Genomic DNA, 2,943 nt, shown 5'->3' with positions numbered 1-2,943 from the left:
ACTCTATTTTGATCGCTTTTTTTCAAAATGGAGTTTTTGTATTTACTTTTAAATAAGGACTGAAGAGAGCTTTTTAATCAATCTTTATTCTAAAGCTAAAACCGAGCATACATTATGCTCGGTTTTCAATAGGTAGTTTAAATGTAAAAGTACTGCCTTCTCCTAATTCACTTTCAACGGTAATTTCTCCTCCGTGTAGTTCTATAATCCATTTTACCATCGACAATCCTAAACCTGTGTTTCCATTGTTTGAAGATGTTCGTGCTGCGTCAACTCGATAGAAGCGGTCCCATATTTTCACAATATGCTGCTCGCTGATGCCTATGCCATTATCGGAGACTTTACCTATTATGTTGGTTTCATCCCGGAACAGTTGCATATTCACAGTGCCGTTCGCTTTGCTATAAGCAATCGCATTCGTTAGTAAATTCATTAATAAACGCATCATCAATGTTTGATCTGCTTTAATAAACAGGTCTTCCTCTATATGTGTTGTTATATTAATCGAAGCTTCTTGAATCATTAATGAAAGCTCTTCTACAACGATTTCCGTTAATTCACTCATATTGATACATTCAAATTGAAAAGTATTATGCTTTTCTTGGTCAACTCGTGCTAATAATAAGAGTTGCGAGATTAACGCGGACATTTTACGCGATTGCCTTAAAATTACTTCTAACGATTCTTCCATTTCTGTCGGATTATTCCTCTGCGATAAAGCGTATTCGCATTGCGAAATAATAACAGATGTTGGTGTTCTTAATTCATGAGATGCGTCAGATGTAAATTGTTTTTCACTTTCGAATGATGTCTCCAATCGTTCAAACATTTTGTCAAAGGTTTGTGCTAAATGATACATTTCGTCTTTCGATGAACCTTGTAAATTAATTCTCTTCGAAAGGTCTTTACCATCACCAATTTCACTGGCTGAATCACTCATTTGTTGCACAGGTCGAAACGCTCTTTGCGTAATAAAATATCCTCCCGCTGCTGCAATGAGAATAAGTAATGGAAATGAGATGAGTGTTACCACAATAAGCGTATTCATGGTCGATGATAATTGATTCATGGTCATTATTCCACGAACCCAGACTTGCTCATCGCCGCCTACATTATGGAGGAAATCATATACTATCCATTCTTTATTACCGTCTTTAATGGTTTGTATTACATCGGATTTAAGCGATACCTTTTTATTAAATCCTGTTGGACTATGTCCTGCCAACAGCTCACCTTGCTTACTATAAATGATGATATTTACTCCATCTTCTAAGGCTTCAAATTCATCGTCAATCTTTAACTGTCCATGCTTATATTCGATATCTTCAATGCTTTCTTTTACTGTGCTCTTCAATTGATTTTTCATATTAAAGAGCACAACTTTATCTGAAGAAGTTAAAATAAAAGCTAACACGAGTGCCATAATAATTACAACTAGCTCCGTATACCATAGGGTCACTCTCATTTTTATTGATAGTCTTTTCATGATTCAACTCGCAATACGTAACCAGTGCCTCGTACTGTATGAATTAACTTCGTTTCAAACTGGCTATCAATTTTTTTACGAAGGTATCGGACGTAAACATCAATAATATTCGAGCCACCTTCATAGTCGTAATTCCACACATGTTGCTCAATTTTATCTCGTGTCAACACAACTTCTTTATTACGAATCATATATTCTAAAATAGCAAATTCTTTACTGGAAAGATTGATAACTTGATCTCCTCTTGTTACTTTATGCATATTGCAATCCACCACTAGGTCAGCGATTTCAAACACATTAGATGTATTTCCTGTTTTTCTTCGCATCAACACTCGAATTCTTGCTAACAGCTCATCAAAAGCAAAGGGCTTTACTAAATAATCGTCCGCACCTAAGTCGAGTCCTGTTACGCGATCATCAATTGTATCTTTAGCTGTAAGGAGCAAGACAGGAGTTGTATTATTGTCCGCACGTAATCTTTGTAATACTTGTAAACCATCTATTCCGGGAATCATAATGTCAAGCACAATCAAATCGTAGGTAGCCATGCTTATATAATCCAAAGCATCTTCTCCATTCCCACATCCATCGACACTATAATATTCTGCATTTAATCGTTTTACTAATATATTTTGTAAGTCTTTTTCATCTTCGACAATAAGAACTCGCATTAACATTCTCCTTTTCTTCTTATTTATATGTATCACTATAATTCCGAAACATTAAAGAAAGATTAGAAACTATTTAATTATATCATTTTATCCCGCATTAACGGGCAGTAAGACTCCTACATCAAAATTCGGCGAATGCGAGAGAGTTAGGTGGGAGTCGGGCTGCCCGTAAAAGTCCGATTGGTGAGGGCTGATTAAAGTTTCACTTTATTTTTTTGCACATTAATCTTCCTTTAATGTTTGTTCAGTAATATAAGGACATGGATAAGGTGCACATGTAAAGGGAGGAGAACATAATGGGAAAATGGATGATGATTGGAGCAATGTCTTGTTTATTCTTAACAGCTTGTTCTACTCAAGCTGATAACGATACAGAAATACAACAATTGAAAGTAGAAAACGATACATCACAAAAAGAAGGTGCTCAACTACAACAAGAACCACACAAAACAGGGCCTGCTATGAATGATACTAAGCAAACACAAGATTTCAAAAACGAAGTCACATCTATTGTAGAAAAGGCAAATAATACGAAACCAGTTGGAGCAAAAGAAGATAACTTAAATACGTACTTAGCAGCAAAAAAAGAAATTGACCAATTAGATGACAAGATAGATCTATCTGATGATCAGCTAGAAGCAGATTTTCACGCTGGAACGATAACTGTTGAACAATATCAAATACAAGAAAGAGAACAAGATATACTTGAAGATCAATTGGAGCAAGCAGAAAATGTACTTGAAGCAAGATTTGGAATAAATGATTAATTATTAAGGAGTGGATGGA

At 35.3% G+C, this 2,943-nt stretch carries 3 protein-coding genes; 1 reads left to right on the top strand and 2 read right to left on the bottom strand.

Annotation, left to right across the window (positions count from 1 at the left end; genetic code table 11):
- Positions 1–112: 112 nt before the first annotated feature.
- Positions 113–1,486 carry a sensor histidine kinase gene (locus AB3X49_RS20445; RefSeq protein ID WP_367964391.1) on the bottom strand — a complete coding sequence of 458 codons (1,374 nt, stop codon included), beginning with the start codon at positions 1,484–1,486 and terminating at the stop codon, positions 113–115.
- Positions 1,483–2,157, bottom strand: a complete 675-nt coding sequence (locus AB3X49_RS20440; RefSeq protein WP_002128055.1) for a response regulator transcription factor — start codon at positions 2,155–2,157, stop codon at positions 1,483–1,485. The genes AB3X49_RS20445 and AB3X49_RS20440 overlap by 4 nt, the downstream gene beginning before the upstream one ends.
- Before the next feature lie 296 nt (positions 2,158–2,453).
- Here AB3X49_RS20440 and AB3X49_RS20435 point away from each other — a divergent pair, with 296 nt between their 5' ends.
- Positions 2,454–2,924, top strand: coding sequence for a hypothetical protein (locus tag AB3X49_RS20435; RefSeq protein WP_002066218.1), 471 nt, complete (start codon positions 2,454–2,456; stop codon positions 2,922–2,924).
- Positions 2,925–2,943: the final 19 nt, after the last annotated feature.

The sequence above is a fragment of the Bacillus sp. C30 genome, from assembly GCF_040838255.1.
Lineage (GTDB): Bacteria > Bacillota > Bacilli > Bacillales > Bacillaceae_G > Bacillus_A > Bacillus_A mycoides.
This window is presented reverse-complemented; position numbering and strand designations above follow the sequence as displayed.